This is a genomic window from Kitasatospora sp. NPDC043950, assembly GCF_056435345.1.
Window position 1 is genome coordinate 258,230 of the sequence record NZ_JBWKER010000002.1, and the last position, 16,619, is coordinate 274,848.

The 16,619-nt window shown below is 73.7% G+C and carries 13 protein-coding genes and 1 tRNA gene; 3 read left to right on the forward strand and 11 right to left on the reverse strand.

Annotation, left to right across the window (positions count from 1 at the left end; translation table 11 throughout):
• Positions 1 to 1,333 (forward strand): hypothetical protein (locus AC07BF_RS02070; RefSeq protein WP_478332789.1); only part of this gene is annotated, 1,333 nt, incomplete at its 5' end.
• Here the strand turns inward: AC07BF_RS02070 and AC07BF_RS02075 are convergent.
• The 8 genes from AC07BF_RS02075 to AC07BF_RS02110 form a co-directional block, all read right to left on the reverse strand.
• Entirely contained in the window at positions 1,317 to 3,479 is a 2,163-nt protein-coding gene (locus AC07BF_RS02075; protein WP_478332790.1) for a tetratricopeptide repeat protein, read from the reverse strand. The two genes, AC07BF_RS02070 and AC07BF_RS02075, sit on opposite strands and share 17 nt — an antisense overlap.
• Before the next feature lie 603 nt (positions 3,480 to 4,082).
• Positions 4,083 to 4,156 (reverse strand) — tRNA-Pro (locus tag AC07BF_RS02080).
• A gap of 156 nt (positions 4,157 to 4,312) precedes the next feature.
• Positions 4,313 to 5,722, reverse strand: coding sequence for an MFS transporter (locus tag AC07BF_RS02085; RefSeq protein WP_400811480.1), 1,410 nt, complete (start codon positions 5,720 to 5,722; stop codon positions 4,313 to 4,315).
• A 62-nt stretch (positions 5,723 to 5,784) separates the two neighbouring features.
• A complete protein-coding gene (locus AC07BF_RS02090; protein WP_363587010.1) occupies positions 5,785 to 6,576 on the reverse strand; it encodes a DUF1684 domain-containing protein in 792 nt (263 codons plus the stop codon).
• A gap of 254 nt (positions 6,577 to 6,830) precedes the next feature.
• A complete protein-coding gene (locus tag AC07BF_RS02095) occupies positions 6,831 to 7,697 on the reverse strand; it encodes an acyl-CoA thioesterase (protein WP_363587009.1) in 867 nt (288 codons plus the stop codon).
• Positions 7,698 to 7,932: 235 nt separating this feature from the next.
• Positions 7,933 to 8,631 (reverse strand): alpha-ketoglutarate-dependent dioxygenase AlkB family protein, encoded by a 699-nt coding sequence (locus AC07BF_RS02100; RefSeq protein WP_363629158.1) that lies wholly within the window; start codon positions 8,629 to 8,631, stop codon positions 7,933 to 7,935.
• Between the two features lie 70 nt (positions 8,632 to 8,701).
• Positions 8,702 to 9,160, reverse strand: coding sequence for a transglycosylase family protein (locus tag AC07BF_RS02105; RefSeq protein WP_478332791.1), 459 nt, complete (start codon positions 9,158 to 9,160; stop codon positions 8,702 to 8,704).
• Between the two features lie 332 nt (positions 9,161 to 9,492).
• Positions 9,493 to 10,290, reverse strand: coding sequence for a transglycosylase family protein (locus AC07BF_RS02110; protein WP_478332792.1), 798 nt, complete (start codon positions 10,288 to 10,290; stop codon positions 9,493 to 9,495).
• A 606-nt stretch (positions 10,291 to 10,896) separates the two neighbouring features.
• Here AC07BF_RS02110 and AC07BF_RS02115 point away from each other — a divergent pair.
• Together AC07BF_RS02115 and AC07BF_RS02120 are read left to right on the forward strand one after the other, a co-directional pair.
• Positions 10,897 to 11,730, forward strand: a complete 834-nt coding sequence (locus tag AC07BF_RS02115; protein ID WP_363587031.1) for a hypothetical protein — start codon at positions 10,897 to 10,899, stop codon at positions 11,728 to 11,730.
• A 224-nt stretch (positions 11,731 to 11,954) separates the two neighbouring features.
• A complete protein-coding gene (locus AC07BF_RS02120; RefSeq protein WP_363629137.1) occupies positions 11,955 to 12,710 on the forward strand; it encodes a hypothetical protein in 756 nt (251 codons plus the stop codon).
• Positions 12,711 to 12,859: 149 nt separating this feature from the next.
• Here AC07BF_RS02120 and der read toward each other — a convergent pair whose 3' ends face one another.
• From der to AC07BF_RS02135, 3 genes are all read right to left on the reverse strand, one after another.
• Positions 12,860 to 14,314: a ribosome biogenesis GTPase Der gene (gene der / locus AC07BF_RS02125; protein WP_363587005.1), complete on the reverse strand. Its 1,455-nt coding sequence runs from the start codon at positions 14,312 to 14,314 to the stop codon at positions 12,860 to 12,862.
• A 294-nt stretch (positions 14,315 to 14,608) separates the two neighbouring features.
• Complete coding sequence (gene cmk, locus AC07BF_RS02130; RefSeq protein ID WP_363629139.1) at positions 14,609 to 15,322, reverse strand: (d)CMP kinase; 714 nt, start codon at positions 15,320 to 15,322, stop codon at positions 14,609 to 14,611.
• A gap of 190 nt (positions 15,323 to 15,512) precedes the next feature.
• The gene (locus AC07BF_RS02135; protein ID WP_363587003.1) at positions 15,513 to 16,607 is read right to left on the reverse strand and encodes a DUF4419 domain-containing protein; all 1,095 of its coding nucleotides are present in this window, start codon (positions 16,605 to 16,607) and stop codon (positions 15,513 to 15,515) included.
• Positions 16,608 to 16,619 lie beyond the last annotated feature (12 nt).

The window sequence follows — 16,619 nt, forward strand, 5'->3', positions numbered from 1 at the left end:
CCCGAACGCGCCGCATGCCCCTGTCTTCGGCCTGGCGCCCGAGTGGCTGCTGTCCGACGGGGTTCCGCTCGCCCGGGCGATGGTGCTCTCCCACCCCGAGCAGCTCGGCCGGCTGCGCGAAGCCTGCCCCGAGGCCGCTCCGACGGCGGTGCTCGGCGGCGACCCCTGCTTCGACCGCATCCTGGCCGCCCTTCCGTACCGGGAACGCCATCGCCGCGCGTTCGGCGTCCGGCCCGGACAGCGGCTCGTCGTGCTCAACTCCACCTGGAACCCGCAGTCGCTCTTCGGTGACGCCGGCACGGACGACCCGCTGCCGTGGCTGCTCGACCGCCTCACCGCCGAACTCCCGGTCGACGACTACCGGGTGGCGGCCGTCCTCCACCCGAACATCTGGCACGGCCACGGCCCCGGCCAGGTCCGCCTCTGGCTGGACCGCGCCGAGCGGGCCGGCCTCACCCTGGTCGACCCCCTGGACAGCTGGCGACAGGCGCTGATCGCCGCCGACGCGGTGATCGGGGACTTCGGCTCGGTCAGCTACTACGCCGCGGCACTGGGCACCCCCGTTCTGCTCGGCACGGCCTCCGACGAGGTCCTGGGCGCCACCTCGCCGGTAGCGGCCTTCGTCCGCGAAGCCCCCCGACTCGCCCTGGACTCTCCCCTGCGACCGCAGCTGGACCAACTCCTGACGTTCCATCAATCCATGACCAGTGCCAGCGAATTGACGACCTCGGCGCCCGGCGAGGCGGCCGGCCTGCTGCGTTCGCTCTTCTACGAGGTCATGGGGCTGCCCGAGCCGACAGAGCCGGCTCTCCTGGACCTTCTCCCACTCCCGGACTACCGGCCACCGACCCGAACCGTGCCGCTGCGGGTCCGCACCCGCCCGGGGCCCCGCCCGCACGAAGTCACCGTCGAGCGGGTCGCCGAAGGCCGGTACGGGCCTTCCGGGCCCGGCTCCGATCACCTCGCGGTGCACGAGGACACCCTCGACCAGGGCCTCCTCGGTCTGGCCGACGCGATCCTCCGCTACGGGGAGGCCGACGACCCCCGGATCGGTCCGCCCCGGGAGTGGGCCGCGGCGACGCTCGCCCGCTACCCGAACTGCTCGCTCGCGGCCTTCGTCTCCGGTCCGGACACCTGCGAAGTGCTGCTGCGTGAGTGGGGATTCGTCCGCCTCACCAGCCCCTCGCTCGACCCGGCGGCGGCCGCCTCGGCGCTGTTCGCCCAATTGGACGGCGCCGCCGTCCCCCGACCCCTGCGACCCCTGCCGCCGATGGAACTGACGGTGCGCACCGGCGGCGCGTCCCACCCGGTCCTGGTCAGTCCCGTTCCGTGAGGCACTGCTGCCGCAGGCCCGCCAGGTAGCGCAGATGGGGCTCCGCCTGCTCGCGGTCCAGGATCGCGGTGGCCTCGTCGATCGCGGCCAGCGCCTGATCCGTCGCCGAGGTGTCCGCCCAGGTCTCCGCGAGATTGGTGAGGGTGCGGGCCGCGTTGTAGTTGTCGCGCAGACGCCGGAATTCGGACAACGCCTCCGTCAGCCAGACCCGGGCCCGCTCGTACTCGGCCAGGCCTCGCAGCGCCCGCCCCCGGTGCCGCTTCAACAGCGCCCGGGCCCGCGGAACGTCCCCCGCCCGCTCGTGGTCCGGGCCGATCGAGGCGAGCAGTCCGTCAGCCCGCTCGAAGCAGTCGTACGCGGGCTGCCACCGCCACTGCCGAAGCCTCAGCAGCCCGAGCGACTCGACGGCCGTGGCCTGGCCCAGCAGGTGGCCGGCCCGTTCGAACGCCGAGGAGGCGTCGACCAGACAGCTCTCGGCCTCGGCCAGCAGGTCCAGTTCCATCAGGGCGAACGCCAACTGGGTGTGCATCCGGCCGGCCATCGCCGAGTCCGGGTCGTGCGCGACCGCCGCCCGCACGGCGGTTCGCAGCGCCGGCAACAGGGCCTCGTGCCGACCGGCCTTGAGCTGCACCGCCCACGACGCCTCCGCCAGCTCGCACGCCGTGGCCGGCGCGGCCAACTCCTCGGCGGCGAGCACCGCCTCGACCAGGTTGCCCACCTCCGCGGCCAGAGCGGCCAACGCCGCACCGGCGTCCGGGTAGTCGCCGGGCCCGAGCTCGCGGTAGAGCGGCCCGACGTGCCAACGCTCCCGCAACGCCGCGTAGTCGGCCCGGACGGCGAAGCGCAGCAGGTGCTCCACGGCACGCGTCACCGCACCCGCGCACGCGGCCAGCCCGTCCACCCGCGCCGCCTGCTCCTCGGCGAACCGGCGCACGGCAGGCCGGTAGCGGTAGCGGCCCTCGGGTGTGGCCTCCACCAGACCGGCCTCGGCGAGCCCGGCCAGCAGGACACCAGCACGCTCAACCGTGGGTCCGCCGGGGCCGGCGACCGCCACGGCCAGCTCGGGACCGACGGCCGGCCACGGCCGCAGGGCACAGAGCCGGAACAGCCGGGCCTCCTCCGGCTCCAGTACCTCGTACGACTCCTGCACGGCGGCGCGCACCGGATCACCCGCGTGGGGATCGCCACCGCCATCGCCACCACCGCCCCGGCCCCGGCGCTGCTGGGGGATGAACGCCAGCCGGGGAGCCGCGGCGCGCAGGGCGAAGGGCGATCCGCCGCACCGTTCGAGAACACCCGACAGGGCGGGGCCGGCGGCGGAGACGGTCTCCTTCCCCGCGAGGTCCGTGAGCAGCCGCCTGGCGTCCTTGTCGGACAGCGGCCCCACCGGAATCGGAACGGCGTCGAGACCGGTGAGCGGACGCCGGGCCACCACGACCGTGACGACGCCCGGGGCCGCGGTGATCAACGGCCGGACCTGGGCCGCCGAGCGGGCGTGGTCCAGCACGACGAGCAGCTGCCGCTCGGCGACCAGCGACCGGAACCGCTCGACCCGGTCCTGAGCGGCCGGCGGAACCCGGTCCGCCGGCATGCCGAGGTGGATCAGGAACTGCCGGAGCACAGCGGCCGCATCGGGTGCGGTGGCCGGCGACCCGCCGGAGAGGTCCGCGTAGAGCTGCCCGTCCGGAAACCGCTTCCGCTGCAGCGCGCCCCAGTGAACGGCCGCGGCGCTCACACCCATTCCCTGAGGCCCATACAGGACACTGACGCGGGGCGTGCCGTCCGCCTTCCGTCCGGCCTCCTTGTCCAACAGCGCCAGCACCTTGCGCCGGTCGGTGAAGAAGCGGTCGGAGGGCGGCAGCAGGGAGGGCGCCGCCAACGGCCCGGACCAGCCCCCGCCCTGGCCGCCCAGCCAGGCACGAAGCGCCCTGGCCTGCGCGGGATCCGACCCCGCCACATCCAGCAACAGCTGCACCACAGTGGCCCGTTCGGCGGCATCGGTCGGCGCCGGCACGTCCCGCCCCGTCACCCGGCGGACAAAGGCACCCGCCGACTCCCAGGCCCACTTGCCGGCCTCGTTCGCCACGCTCGCACCCACGGCGCCGAAAACAGCGGCCACCGCCGACAGCGACACCGGCTCGAACACCCCACACCCCCTGCTCCACCGCGGCACACCCGACCAGCAGCCGCCGCACCCTCGCGTCCGGCCCCACGGTAGCCTGCCGAACCCCACCATGGGCACGACACAAGCGGGCCCAGTCCCGCCTCCCCTCCCCGCCACGGCGTGGACACCGTCGTCACCCTGAACGACCCCACCGGCTCCAGATCTCCCCCGTCCAGGCCAAGCGCTCCAAGAACGCACTCCCAGTGGAGACCGCCCGACCCCCGCCTGCGCCATCCACGCCAAGAACGCCGGCTACGGCACCCTCGCCACCACCTCACGGTTCAGCAAGGCCAGCTACACCTTCGCCCGCCGCAACGACCGAACCGCCTCATCAACGCCCGCAACCTCAAAGCCCTGCCCACCGAGCACCTGACCATCAACGCCCTGCTCGGCCCGCCCAAGCCCCCCCGAGCTGCCAGGCCGGCGAGGCTGCGGCGATCCCTCGGCCAGCGGCTGCGGTCCCCAGCTGGTCCCTGACAAGATCGCAAGACGCCGGTACCACGACCGTCGATCACCTGTCGCCCCATCAACAAAAAGGCCGCTGGCCTGGGATTTCTCCCGGCCAACGGCCTTCCGACATCACTGTCGGGACGACAGGATTTGAACCTGCGACCCCTTGACCCCCAGTCAAGTGCGCTACCAAGCTGCGCCACGTCCCGTGGTCTCGGTGCCCGGTAGCGGGGCCTGGGGGGCTCTGCTGTGGGCTTCTCGACCTTGTCTCCGGTTGTCCCGGCGACGTGGAAAACAATACAGCACGTGGAGGGGTGCTCGCTGCCGGGTTGGGGGTGGGTGGGTCAGGGGCGGGTCGGGGTGGGTCAGGGGGTGGGGTGGCGGGCGTCGTAGGTGAGGAAGGCGGGGCGGCGGGCGGCGAGGAGGACGACGGCGGCGACGCAGGCGAGGCCGCCGGTGATCACGGAGGTGGCGGGGTTGGTGAGGGCGGCGACGGCACCGGACTCGAAGTCGCCGAGGCGGGGGCCGCCGGCGACGACGACGATGAAGATGCCCTGGAGGCGGCCGCGCATCTCGTCGGGGGCGGCGACCTGCATCATCGTGTTGCGGAAGATCATGCTGACGGTGTCGGCGCAGCCGGCGACCGCGAGCAGGAGGAGGCCGAGCCAGAGGTTGTGGAGGGCGCCGAAGGCCGCGATGGCGAGGCCCCAGGCGGCGACGGCTACGAGGACGGCGGCGCCCTGGCGGTGGATGCGGCCGACCCAGCCGGAGAAGAGGGCGCCGGTGAGGGCGCCGACGGCGGGGGCGGCGACCAGGAGACCGACGGTGCGGGCGTCGCCGCCGTAGAAGGTGACCGCGATGGCGGGGAAGAGGGCACGCGGCATGCCGAAGATCATCGCGGCCAGGTCGGCGAGGAAGCTGGTGCGCAGGTTGGGCTGCTCGCGCAGGAAGCGGAGGCCGTCGAGGACGGAGGCGCGGCCCTTGCGGTCGCCGAGCGGGCGCATGGCGGGCAGGCGCCACATCGCGTAGAGGGTGCCGGCGAAGGCGACGGTGTCGACCAGGTAGGCGGCCTGGGTTCCGTAGGCGCCGATGAGGACGCCGCCGATCATGGGTCCGACGGTGAGGCCGAGGTTCATGCTGACGGTGTTCAGCGCGTTCGCCGCGGGAAGCTGGTGGCTGGGGACCAGCCGGGGGATCATCGCGGAGCGGGCGGGCGAGCTGAGGGCGAAGAAGCCGGCCTGGGCGGCGACGGCGGCGTAGAGGACGGCGACCTGGCCGAGGCCCGCCAGTGCCTGCACGGCGAGGACGGCGGAGACGGCGGCGAGCCCGGCCGAACCGATCAGGCCGAGCTTGCGCCGGTCGACGGTGTCGGCGATCGCGCCGCCGTAGAGGCCGAAGGCGACGAGCGGGAAGAAGGAGAAGAGGCCGACCAGGCCGGTCGCGAAGGCGGAGCCGGTCTCGTCGTAGACCTGGACGGAGACGGCGACGGCCGTCATCTGCTGGCCTATGGAGGAGACCGCCTGCCCGAACCAGACCCGGCGGTAGTCGGGGTGGTCGCGCAGTGGGCTGAGGTCGGCGAAGGCCCGCCGGTACCAGGGGAGGGCCTCGGTTCCGGCCGGCGGAGAGGAGGCGTCGGAGGGTGACTCCTCCGCCGGAACAGCGGCGGTGGCCGGGGCGGCATCGGACGCCGGGGCAGGGGTGGGCGCCGGGGCAGGGGCAGGCGTCGGGGCGGGATCGGACGCCGGGGCGGGATTGGCAGGATGATTGGTCGACACAACCCTCCATGGTCCGCCCCGGCCTCCCCGCTCCCCGCACCGGGGCCGGGCAGCGGCCCGTCCTACCTGGTCAGGACCTGCTTCTCCCCTGCCTCCACCGCGAAGTCGAGCCGGTTGCCCGGCGGCGGGAACGGGCAGATGAAGTGGTCCGCGAAGGCGCACGGCGGCAGGTAGGCCCGGTTGAGGTCGAGGACGGTGCGGCCGTCCGCGTCCGGGGCGGGGAGGGTGATGAAGCGGAACCGGTAGGTGTCGATGCCGCTGGTCGCGTCCGCGATGACGCCGGTGAGGCGGTCGCCGGAGCGGCTGACGGTCAGCTCGCGGTGCTCGCCGGCGACGGTGAAGGCGATCTGTCCGGTGACGGCGAGCGGACGCTCCTTGCCGTCCGCGTTGGGGACGAGCACGGACTGGGCGCCGTCCTGCTCGAACGGGGTGAAGACGGCGGGGACGGCCCACTCCGGCGAGTACGGGTAGGCGGAGATGCCCGCGAAGGCCGTCCGGCGCGGCGCGGCCGGGTCGAAGACCCGCAGGGCGAGCTCGCCCTCGCGCTCGATCGGGACGAGCAGGACGTCGCCGAGGGTGGCGGTGTCGGCGGCCGGATCGGTGTCGGGGCGGAGCAGCGCCTCGCCGTCGACCGGGCCGTCGGCGCCGCCGACGGTGATGCCGTCCGCGGCCGCCGCCCGGACCCGGACGCCCTCGGCGTCGGCCCACCAGCGCCCGGGCAGGCCGACGATCTCGGCGGGTTCGGGCTCCAACCAGTGCGTGCCGGTGAGTGCGAGCTGGCCGTGTGGCGCGCTCACCGACGCCGCCCGGCCGTCACTCCAGTGCTTCCAGTCCTCCGCGGCCGTCGCCGTCATCGGTACACCCTCCCACTGCGGTCCTCGGACGGCCCGCCGTTCGGGCCGTCCAACTCGGTCACCCACCACAACGCCGCGCACCCGGACGGATCATTCCCGCCTGCCGGAACCGCCACAGGGCGGCCACCGGACGGCAACACGGCGTCACGACGGCAACACCCCGGACACGACGCCCGCCAGGACGAAGGCCGTCCCGCTCGGCCGACGCCCGGCACCCGGCACCCGGCCGCCGACGCACCCACGCGCCCGCCCCGTCAGCTGCCGGCGCCCAGCGGCCGGAACAGCCCCTCCTGCACCACCGACACCACCAGCCGCCCGCTCCGGTCGAAGATCTGCCCGCGCGCGAGGCCGCGCGCGCCGTGGGCGATCGGGGACTCCTGCTGGTACAGCAGCCAGTCGTCCGTACGGAACGGGCGGTGGAACCACATCGCGTGGTCCAGCGAGGCCATGTCGAAATGCCGGGTGCCCCAGAGCGGCTCGACGGGGGCGCGGACGGCGTCGAGCAGCGTCATGTCGCTGGCGTAGGTGAGGGCACAGACGTGGATCAGCGGGTCGTCCGGCAGCGGGCCGTCCGTCCGCAGCCAGACGCCGCTGCGCGCCTCGACCCCGGCCAGCTCCTCCTTCGTCCAGCGCAGCCGGTCGACGTAGCGGATGTCGAAGGGCTGGCGGCGGCTGATGAACGGGGGGAGTTCGCCGAGTCGGGAGCCGACCTCCTCCAGAGCGCTGGGCAGGTCCTCGGGGGCGGGGACGTCCGGTATGGGGTGCTGGTGCTCGATGCCGCCCTCTTCGGGGCGGTGGAAGTCGGCGGTGAGGGCGAAGATCGACCGACCGCCCTGGATGGCGAGCACCCGGCGCGTGGTGAAGGAGCGGCCGTCGCGGATCCGGTCGACCTGGTAGACGATCGGCACGCCGGGCACCCCGGGGCGCAGGAAGTAGGCGTGCAGCGAGTGGACCGGACGGTCGCCGTCCACCGTGCGCCCGGCCGCGACCAGCGCCTGCCCGGCGACCTGGCCGCCGAACGTCCGCTGCAGCGCCTCCTCGGGGCTGCGCCCGCGGAAGATGTTCAGTTCGATCTGCTCCAGGTCGAGCAGGTCGACAAGGTCGTCGACGGGGGTACCCATGCGTGCGCTTCCTCTCCAGGCCCACGGCCCCGGCGGAGGTCTTCCGCCCGGCTCCGGTGCCCGTCCTGATCGAATTCTCCAACCCACTCGAATTCTCCGGCGACCGGGGTCATTCCCGCCCACCGGGCCGAAGGAGCCGATTCACTCGAACGAGTAAGCGAGCGGCGAGCGAGCAGTAGGGGGAGAGCGGACGAGCGGCCGCCAGGCGAACGGACGAACGAACGCCCACCCGGACTCAGGCCTCCCCCGCCGCCAGCCCCGACTGCCGCACGGTGATGTTGAGTCGGCCGACCAGACCCAGCGCCGGATCCGCCGTGCCGGGCAGCGTGCGCACCACGCCGTGGTAAGCGAACCGGGCCGGGCCGCCGAACACCAGCAGGTCCCCGCTGCGCAGCTCCAGGTCGGTCCACGGGCGGGTCCGGGTCTCGGTGTTCCCGAGCCGGAACACGCAGGCGTCGCCGAGTGAGAGCGAGACCACGGGCGCGTCGGTCCGCTCGTCGCGGTCCTGGTGGAGGCCCATCTTCGCGCCGTGCGGGTAGTGGTTGACGATCGCGATGTCGGGTTCGTACGACGCGGCACCGGCGATCTGCCGGGCGTCCGTCCCGTAGGCGTCGGCGACGGCCCGGCGGGCGAGGCGGTCGAGTTCGGGCGGGAACGGCTTGACGGGCGTGCCGTCCTCCGCGTCCCTCCGATAACCGTACGGATACCAGTGCCATCCGAGGCTGACCATCCGTACGGACATCATTCCGCCGGTGGGCATCCGCACGGCGTGCAGGCCGGCCGGTGGGCGGGCCCACTCCCGGCAGGCGGCGACCAGGCGCAGCTGGGCATCGGCGTCCAGCCAGCCGGGGAGGAGGACGGCACCGGGGGCGGGCTCGGCGCGCCCGCGCGCGGCAGCGGACCCCGACCGGCCGCCCGGGACGGCACCGGGCAGGTCACCGAACAGTTCGCCCTGGATCACCCCACCATCCTCCCGCACCGCCACGGCCGAAGCCCGGCCGGCCTCAGAAACCCGGCCGGTCTCGGGAGCCCGGACCGCCACCGGGGGGCGGGCTGCCGCCGGGGGCCGGACCGCCACCGGGAGTCGGGCTGCCGCCGGAGGTCGGGCTGCCGCCGGGGGCCGGCGATCCGCCGATCAGCCCCAGCTCCCGCGCGCAGTCCGGCCACGCCTCCCAGCCCTGCCGTCGGAGGATCTCCTCGCCGACCGTCGTCTGCTCCCGGCGGCTCGCGTGGTCCGGCCGGTCGGCGAAGCGCAAGCCTCCGGCGACCTCCCAGGTGGGCGGCCAGATCTGCAGGCCGCCGTAGTAGCCGTTGCCGGTGTCGGCCTGCCAGTCGCCGCCGCTCTCGCACTCGGCGAGGCCGTCCCACACGACGTCCGCGACCCGGACCGCCGCACCGGCCCGCTCCCAGGGGATCGCCGCCGACCCCGCCAGCAGCACCACGGCGACGCCCAGCCGAAGCACGACCCGGCACATACGCTCGTCACACGGAGGCAGCACAGCAGCCGACCCTAGGCTGGTCGCCGCACGCCCCTCCCCAACGACACTCCGAACGCGCCGAACGCGCCAGAAACACCAGAGACGCCAGAAGCACCGGAAACGCCGACGGCCGCTCCCCCGCACAGCGGAGAAGCGGCCGTGGTGTCAGCACAGCGCCGGGGCCGGGAGGCCCGCTGAACCGAGCTCAGGCCGGGGACGTCGGACAGCCGACATCAGGCGGCAGACCCCGGAGAGTCGGTGTCAATCGCTCAGCTGCTCAAACACTCAGCTACTCAGAGGCTCAGAGGCTCAACTGATCAGACGCTCAGGGTCTGGCCCGGGAGGATCAGGTCGGGGTTGCCACCGATGACCTTGGCGTTGTTCTTGTACAGGTCGTGCCAGTCCAGGCCCTGCGCGGCGGCGATCGAGCTCAGGGTGTCACCGGACTTGACGGTGTAGCTGTCGCCCTTGGCCGGCTTGGCGTCGTTCGAGCCGGTCCAGCCCTTGGCGCCCTTGGCGGCATCGTTCTTCGGCGCGGCCTTCGGCGCGACGTCAGCCTTCGGCGCAGCGGCGGCCTTCGGGACGGCGGCCTTCGGCGCGACATCGGCCTTCGGGGCAGCGGCGGCCTTCGGGGCCTGGGTCTGCGCCGGCTTTGCGGCCGGGGCAGCCGGCTTGGCGGCGGTCGAACCGGCCGAGGTGTCGACGGCCGCCGGGGCGCCGCCCTTGGTCAGGCCGGCCTTGACGGAGCACACGGGCCAGGCGCCCGGGCCCTGCGAGGCGAGGACCTTCTCGGCGACGGCGATCTGCTGCGCCTTGGTGGCCTGGTTGGCCTGCGAGGCGTAGGCGGTGCCGCCGAAGGCGGCCCAGGTGCTGGAGGTGAACTGCAGTCCGCCGTAGAAACCGTTGCCGGTGTTGATGGCCCAGTTGCCGCCGCTCTCGCACTGGGCGACGGAGTCCCAGGTGGAGACGGAGGCGGCGGAGGCCGAGGTGGCCGTGACGAGGCCGGCCACCGGCAGGGCCGCGACAGCGGCGCCCGCCACGACAGCCATCCGGACGCGGTTGCGCTTGGTGGCCGTGGAGGTGGTGGCAGCGGCGGTCTCGTGACGGAAGGTCATGGGGTTCCTCTCGAAAGCCCCGGGCGGGCATGCGGAACCAGGCCCTGGAGAGGGCCGCGTTCACTTGCCGCGTCCATCGGGCGACCGTGCACGTGTCGGACGTGCCGCTTGCCGCCCCGGCCACCCAGCCGCTCACCGGCGACCTGTTCGAGCGATCGCGTCGGCGGGCACCTGCCGCATCCGGCGGGAAGCCGGAGGGGCGGTGCGTCGGGGGTGAACCCGGGTGGCGCTCGTTGCGCCGCCAATGAAGCTACGAGCCGGTCGGCGGGGAAACCAAAACTCCACCGGTCTGCCCAGCTCAGCCAAGGGTTACCGGCGGTAATGACCGCACAATCTCGCCCGAAATGCCCGTTTTAGCCGTCGATTCGTAGATCAAACATCACGGCGGCGTGACTCACCTCACGGCTTCATTCCGGCAGGCCTGCCACCGACATCGACACATTGCGACCACGAGAACACGCGGCGCGGTCGGATCAGAGGCAATTCCCGTCAGCCTCGTCGACCACCCGTGACGCCTGACACAAGGGCCCGTTGGTCATGGCGACCTCCCCGTACCCGCCCCCCGACCGCCAACCGCACCCACCAAGAGGAGAACCCGTGCCGCGCATGCTCGACGTCAGCGACGAGGTCCGGTCCGAGATCGGCGACGACGAGGCGGACCGCCTCCTCGGCGGCGACCGCGCACCCGACAGCTACGAATGCACCTCCTGCCGCACCTCCGGCGACACCCACGCGGAGCCCACCAGCACCGTCCTGTTCGTCGGCGAGGAGACCGCCGTACTCGCCTTCGCCCACGCCCGCTGCATCCCGTCCCAGGTGGTGCCGGTGGCCGAGGAGCAACTGGTCGGCGCCGTCCGCAGCATCAGCCAGGCCCAGACCGGCGCCCCGGCCGCGCCCGCGCACCCGCTGGTGCCCATTCCCGCGCCGACCCCGGCGACCGCCCCCACCCCCCAGCCCAGCGCGCCGGGCCAGGCCGCCATCCTCGGCATCACCTGCGGGCTGGTGCTGCACGGCAAGGTCGGGCACGCCTCGCTGGTCGTCGAGCCGACCGGTCCGGTCGGGCGCCCCGGCAGCACCTCGGGCGAGGACGAGTTCCTCGACCTGCTCCAGGACGCCGGCTTCCAGGCCATCACCGACCTCGACGAGACCCCGGACCAACTGGGCGGCTGGTCGGTCCTGGTGGCGATGGGCAAGCTGCACGCGATCCTGCAGCCCGCTGCCGCCGGCGGCAGCACCGGCTGGTGGCAGGCGCACCAGCCGCTCCAGGTCACCGACGCCTGGCGGATGGCCGCGAGCCAGCTCTCCGAGGTCACCATGTACGCCGTCCCGGCCGGGATGGTGGGCCGTCAGCCGCGCGAGGACCTGCTCCGCCAGGCGCTGGAACGGGCGGTGGCACTGGGCCAGGTGGTCGCCGCCTCCCTCCCCCTCGCCGGCACCTGAGCCCCTCGGCACCCAGCCCCAGCAGCGCGCGCCCGACCCAGCCCGCGCCCCCGCCCCAGCAGCACCCAGCCCCAGCCCCAGCCGCGCCCCAACCCGCCGGCACCCGGGCTCCACGCCCGGGCTCCGCACCCGCCGGAAGGCGGCCTCCCCCTCGGCACAAGCCGCCTTCCGGCCGGGCCCCGGCAACCCCGCATCCCTGTGCCCCCTCACTCGTTGGCCCCTGTGTGTACAGCTACGACGTCTCCGCGTCCCCCGGCCGGTCCACCACCGCCCCCCGCTCGATCCCCGGCATGCGCCCGTCGTACGACGCGGAGCACCCGCACTCGACGACGCCGATCTACGACGAGCTGTACTCCGAGTACCGGCGGCTGTTCCGCGCGCTCCCGGGCGACCGCTCGGGCGAGGAGGACCTGAAGTTCACCGGCTTCGCAGTCCGCGACGGTTACCCGGTGCTCGGCGAACCGCGCCCGTACCCGCCCCAGCACCAGGCCTTCCACAGCTACGGGGGACAGGCGCCCGGCCTGCCGCAGTACATGCCGAGCCAGCAGCACGGCCACTCCGCAGGGCACGCCGCCAACCACGGCGCCACCGGGCACTCCGGCCACGGCGCCACCGGCCACACCCACCACAACGCCACCGGCCACACCCATCACGGCGCGATGGGCCACACCGGCCACAGCGCCCCTCAGCCGCACCCGCACGCCGAGCCCGCCGCCCCGACCAGCGACGGCTTCGGCCAGGCCGCCCCGGCGGCCACCGCCCCTCAGCACACCCCGCCCCCGCCGCCCCAGTTCACCAACGGCCAGGGCTGGGTGGCCGCCGGCTACCTCGGCCCGATCCCGCACGCGATGCCCGCGCCGCCCCCGGCCCCCGCCCCGGCCATGGGCACCGCCACCGGCGTCGCCACCGCCGCACCCACCGGCGGCCGCCACCGCCAGATGCTCTCCCTCCCCCCGGGCCGCAACGGCGACCACCACTGAACCGCCCGCCTGCGCACCACCCCCACGGCGCCCGCACAGCGCCCGCACGACCCCGTACACGCGACGAGGGCCCCGCCACCACCGTGACGGGGCCCTCGCCCACACCTGCTGCCGGCACCCACCGACTACTGCCGGTGGATCACGACGTCCTACTTCCTCTTGCGCTTCTCCCGGACCCGCACCGAGATCGAGATCGGCGTCCCGACGAAGCCGAACTCCTCACGCAGCCGGCGCTCGATGAAGCGCCGGTAGCCGGCCTCCAGGAAGCCCGAGGCGAACAGCACGAACCGCGGCGGACGGATGCCCGCCTGGGTGCCGAACAGGACGCGCGGCTGCTTGCCACCGCGGATCGGGTGCGGGTGGGCGGCCACCAGCTCGCCGAGGAAGGCGTTCAGCCGCGCGGTCGGGATGCGGGTCTCCCAGCCTTCCAACGCGGTCTCGATCGCCGGGACGAGCTTCTCCATGTGCCGGCCGGTCTTGGCCGAGACGTTGACCCGGGGGGCCCACTGCACCTGGACGAGGTCGCGCTCGATCTCGCGCTCCAGGTAGAAGCGGCGCTCCTCGTCCATCTGGTCCCACTTGTTGTAGGCGATGACGACGGCGCGCCCGGCCTCGACGGCCATCGAGATGATCCGGGTGTCCTGCTCGGCGAGGGTCTCGCTGGCGTCGACCAGGACGACCGCGACCTCGGCCTTCTCCAGCGCGGCGGAGGTCCGCAGCGAGGCGTAGAAGTCGGCGCCGGCGGTCAGGTGGACGCGACGGCGGATGCCGGCGGTGTCGACGAACTTCCAGGTCTTGCCGGCGAGTTCGATCATCTCGTCGACCGGGTCACGGGTGGTGCCGGCCAGCTCGTTGACGACCACCCGCTCCTCGCCGGCGACCTTGTTCAGCAGGCTGGACTTGCCCACGTTCGGGCGGCCGATCAGCGCGATGCGGCGCGGGCCGCCGGGGGCGGCGTCGCCGAAGGTCTGCGGCGGGGCCTCGGGCAGCGCGTCCATGACGGCGTCGAGCAGGTCGCCCGAGCCTCGGCCGTGCAGCGCGGAGACGGGGTACGGCTCGCCCAGGCCCAGCGACCACAGGTAGGCGGCCTCGGCCTCGGTGGACGGGCCGTCGACCTTGTTGGCGCACAGCACGGTCGGCTTGCCGGCCCGGCGGATGAGCTTGATCAGGGCTTCGTCGGTGTCGGTGGCGCCGACGGTGGCGTCGACCACGAACAGCACCGCGTCGGCCTGCTCGATGCCGAGCTCGGCCTGCGCGGCCACCATCGCGTCGATGCCGAGGACGTCGATCTCCCAGCCGCCGGTGTCGACGACCTTGAAGCGACGGCCGTTCCAGCTGGCCTCGTAGGTGACCCGGTCGCGGGTGACGCCCGGCTTGTCCTCGACGACGGCCTCACGGCGGCCGATGATGCGGTTCACCAGGGTCGACTTGCCGACGTTCGGGCGGCCGACAACGGCCAGTACCGGCAGCGGTACGTGCTCGGCGCCGTCGAAGCCGTCCACGCCGTCGACGTCGAAGCCTTCCTCGGCGGCGATGGCCATGAACTCGGCGTAGTCGGCGGCGTCCAGTCCACCGTGGCCGGTGTCGGAGTGCTCTGCGGTCATGTTCGTCTGTTCCGTTTCCCGGCGCGGCCCTTCCCAGGGGCGCGCCGTGCGTACCTGCCCCGCTCGGGGCAGCGCGATGGTTTTCTCCGCGGCACCTCGGCGGCACCGCAGCTCATTCGGCCGTTCCGGCCATTCCGGTTGTTCCGGCCGTTCAGGCCGTTCAGGCCGTTCAGGCCGTTCAGGCCGTTCAGGCCGTTCAGGCCGTTCAGGCCGTTCAGGCCGTTCAGACCATTGTGGCCGTCCAGACCGGTCCGTCCTTCAGACCGGTCCGTCCCTTCAGGCCTGTCCGTCCTCTCAGACCGACGACATCCCGGCCCGCTCCTCCACCAGCGCGGCGATCCGGTCGATCACCTGCTCCAGGGTGAGCTCGCTGGTGTCCACCAGGACGGCGTCCGCGGCCTGGGCCAGCGGGGCCGTCTTCCGGGAGGAGTCCGCGGCGTCCCGGCGGGCGAGGTCGGCGGCCATCGCGGTGATGGTCGCCTCGTCGACGCCCTTGGCGCGCAGCTCGGCCGCCCGGCGCTCGGCCCGGGCCTGCTCGGAGGCGGTCAGGAACACCTTGACGGTGGCGTTCGGGAACACCACCGTCCCCATGTCCCGGCCCTCGGCGACGATGCCGCGCTCGGCGACCTCGGCGCAGCCGCGCTGCAGCTCCACCAGCCGGGAGCGCACCGCCGGCACCGCGGAGACGGCGCTGACCTGCGCCGTCACCTCGGGGCCGCGGATCGGTCCGGAGACGTCCTGGCCGTCCACCGTGATGGTGGGACCGTCCGCGTCCGTGCCCGACACGATCACCGGCTTGCCGCACGCGACGGCCACCGCCTCCGGGTCGGCCACGGCGACGTCGTTGGCCAGCATCCACCAGGTCATCGCCCGGTACATGGCTCCGGTGTCCAGGAAGCTCAGGCCCAGCTGGGCCGCCACCGCCCGCGAGACGGTCGACTTGCCCGAACCGGAGGGTCCGTCGATCGCGACGACGACCGGGGCGTGCGCTCGGTCGGCAGTGTCCACGGGGCCGAACCTCTCTCTGGGCGTGAAAGCCGGGGCCTGGGGAGGCAGACGGCAGGGGGTTGTCTCCCTCAAGGTTAATGGACCGCCGCCCTACCCACTCCGCCACCCGATCAGCCCAGTGCCAGCCCCCTGCCGGCCCCCCTTGGCTCCGGTGACAGCCCCGGTATCAGCGCCGATATCGGCCCCGGTATCAGCCCTGGTCGGGGCCCAGGATCCGCAGGACGGCGTTGCCCAGCCGGGGCCGCAGGTACTCCCCGTCCCACTCGATGCCGAGGATGCCGGCGGTGAAGGCCATCGGGATCTCGCGGCCGAGGTGGTCCCAGACGAACGGCACCTTGGAGACGTGCGAGGGGAAGTCGTTCACCGCGAAGGAGTCCCGGTGGTACGGGTTGGCGTCCGCCTCCCGCCAGCCGAAGGACTGGCGCAGCCGGGGCCCGTCGGGGGTCTGGGTGTGCGCGAGGAAGGCGGTGAGCCAGCCGGTCACCCGTGGGCCGCCGGACATCGACCGCCACTTGAAGAGCGAGCGCCAGAACTCGTCGTCGACCGTCCCGCCCGCCGCGGTCGCCGCGATCTCGTCGAGCACCGGGCGCAGTTCGGCGAACCACGGCGCCAGCCAGTCGAAGCGCTCCGCCAGCCCGGCGACCCGCGCCACCAGCAGCGCCCAGTCCCCGGCCGTGCCCTCCAGCCGGATCCGCGGGATGCCGCAGCGGGTCTCCCAGCGGAAGGCGTAGTAGGGGCTGACCACGTCCATCAGCGCCACCAGCGCGGAGGAGGCGTCGTCGGGCGTGGTCGTCGAGAACGCCGGCTGGAACAGCTCCACCAGCTCGGCCCCGACCGCCGCCGCCAGCGGCTCCCGCACCAGCCGGATCGACCGCGACCAGTCCGGGCCGGGCGCCGCCAGGGCGTCGTCGCGGACCACGATCACTTCCCGGCGCCCCTCGGCACCGCCGAACAGCGCCCGGTACCTCGGCGCGTACATCCGCGCGTGCACGGCCACCTCGTGCACCACCGCGTACCAGAGCACGTCCGGCGACAGGCTGAGCGGCAGGTGCTCCGCGAAGGCGGCGTGGACCGCCCGCACCAGCAGGCTGCAGGTCGGCTCCGGCTCGGTGGACTCCGGGTCCGGCGGCGTCGGCCGGGGCAGTTCGACCAGCGCTTCGACGCTGCGGTGGTGGATCCGGAAGTCCCCACCCACCACCGCCCGCAGGAACCGTTCGTTCCCCAGGTCCACCGGCCGGCCGTAGGACCCGTGCCGGGTCTCGCCCAGCGGCAACTCGATGATCATCCCTGCTCCCCC

Excerpts from the sequence above, each read along its gene's own strand:
- AC07BF_RS02090 (WP_363587010.1), bottom strand. The coding sequence starts at position 6,576 with ATGACGGCGACGGCCGCGGAGGACTGGAAGCACTGGAGTGACGGCCGG.
- AC07BF_RS02115 (WP_363587031.1), top strand. The coding sequence starts at position 10,897 with ATGCTCGACGTCAGCGACGAGGTCCGGTCCGAGATCGGCGACGACGAG.
- AC07BF_RS02135 (WP_363587003.1), bottom strand. The coding sequence starts at position 16,607 with ATGATCATCGAGTTGCCGCTGGGCGAGACCCGGCACGGGTCCTACGGC.
- AC07BF_RS02110 (WP_478332792.1), bottom strand. The coding sequence starts at position 10,290 with ATGACCTTCCGTCACGAGACCGCCGCTGCCACCACCTCCACGGCCACC.
- der (WP_363587005.1), bottom strand. The coding sequence starts at position 14,314 with ATGACCGCAGAGCACTCCGACACCGGCCACGGTGGACTGGACGCCGCC.
- AC07BF_RS02095 (WP_363587009.1), bottom strand. The coding sequence starts at position 7,697 with ATGGGTACCCCCGTCGACGACCTTGTCGACCTGCTCGACCTGGAGCAG.